Origin of the sequence: Actinotalea ferrariae CF5-4 (assembly GCF_000603945.1) — a bacterium.
In the GTDB taxonomy this organism is placed as follows: domain Bacteria; phylum Actinomycetota; class Actinomycetes; order Actinomycetales; family Cellulomonadaceae; genus Actinotalea; species Actinotalea ferrariae.
This window is the reverse complement of record NZ_AXCW01000451.1, coordinates 1-1543: the sequence shown is the minus strand read 5'-3', so window position 1 is coordinate 1543 and position 1543 is coordinate 1. Positions and strand designations below refer to the sequence as shown.

The 1543-nt window shown below is 71.2% G+C and carries 1 protein-coding gene; it reads right to left on the bottom strand.

Translation table 11 applies throughout. The features are described 5' to 3' along the window. Positions 1 to 34 precede the first annotated feature (34 nt). Positions 35 to 1464 (bottom strand): IS3 family transposase gene (locus tag N866_RS18710; RefSeq protein WP_425393981.1). Its coding sequence is split into 2 segments (ribosomal slippage): positions 35 to 1036 and positions 1039 to 1464, totalling 1428 coding nucleotides; the frame shifts between segments, so codons are not numbered across the junction. Positions 1465 to 1543 lie beyond the last annotated feature (79 nt).

Here is a 1543-nt window from a genome sequence, read left to right as displayed (position 1 = left end):
CGGAACGTGTCAAGCCGTGTGAGACATGATCGTTCTAGTTCGTCTGTACGAGGGCCTCTCTGCTCGGCTGGTTGATCCAGGCGGCGGTCGGTAGGGCGGGCGGCTGGGGTCGGCGGTGGCGGAAGCGGGCGGGGTTGGCGGCGTAGGCCGCGTCCAGGGTCGTGCTGCGCTGGGCGCGGACCTCGGCGGCGGTGCCGTGGTGGACCGAGGCGGGGGTGTGCAGGCCCAGGCCGGAGTGGCGGTGCTCGTGGTTGTAGTGGGCGAAGAACGCCTCGCAGAACGCGCGGGCGTCGGCCAGGGAACCGAACCGGTCGGGGAAGACCGGGGCGTACTTGAGAGTCTTGAACGCTGCCTCGGAGTAGGGGTTGTCGTTCGACACGTGCGGGCGCGAGTGGGATCGGGCGACGCCGAGGTCGACCAGCAGCTGGGCGACCGGCTTGGAGGTCATCGAGGTGCCTCGGTCGGCGTGGACGGCGCCCGGGGCCCCGTGGACCGCGATCGCGTCGGCGAGCATCGCCTTGGCGATCTGGGCGTCCTCTCCGGCGGCGACGGTCCAGCCCACGACGTAGCGGGAGAAGATGTCCAGCACGACGTACAGGTCGTAGTAGACCCCGCGGTCCGGGCCGCGCAGCTTGGTGATGTCCCAGGACCACACGTGCCCGGGCGCGGTGGCGACCAGCTCGGGTCTGGCCCGTGGCGGGTGGGTGGCCTGGCGACGCCGCTCACCGCACTGACCCGCCGTGCGCAGGACGCGGTGCATGGTCGACATCGAGCACAGGTACGTGCCCTCGTCCAGCAGTACCGCCCACGCCTGCGCGACGGACTTGTCAGCGAACCGCGGACTGTTCAGCACGTCCAGCACCTCGGTCCGCTCGGCCTCGCTCAGCGCGTTCGGCGGCGCCGGGCGTGGCGCCGGCGGCCCGGTCCGGCGCGCCGGTGCCTGAGCCCGGTAATGGGTGGCGCGGGACCAGCCCAGCAGGGCGCACGCCCGTGCGGTGGAGGTGTGCTCGGCCAGGTCGGCGACCGCCGGGGCGATCACTTCTTCGACCGCGGTTCGGTGTCCGCGCTCTCGGAGAGCATCTCCAAGAGCGCGTGTGCTTTTCCCACGACCTCCAACGCGGCACGGGTCTTGGCCAGTTCGCGCTCGGCGCGCTCGGCGCGCGCCCGCAGTCGGTCGTTCTCGATCTGCTCCGGGGTGCGCTTGCCGACGCGAGGTTGCCGGTCCAAGCCGGCGAGGGCGCCGGCGTCGCGGGCCCGGCGCCACTCGACCAGGTGCGAGGAGTACAACCCCTCTCGGCGCAGCAGCGCGCCCTTCGCTCCCGGCTCGGTCAGCGCGTCGTACTCGGCAAGAATGTCGAGCTTGTACTGGGCGGTGAACGACCGCCGCCGGGGACGATCTGCTCGCGGACTCACCGGTCCATCATCGGCTGGAACAGCGCGCAGGTCAGCGGCCGTGAAGGTCATCGTGATCAACCTGTCTCGCCCTGTGCAGGGACGGAAGAACTACTACCCGAGGTGTCTCACGTCAGCCTGACGCACAGGG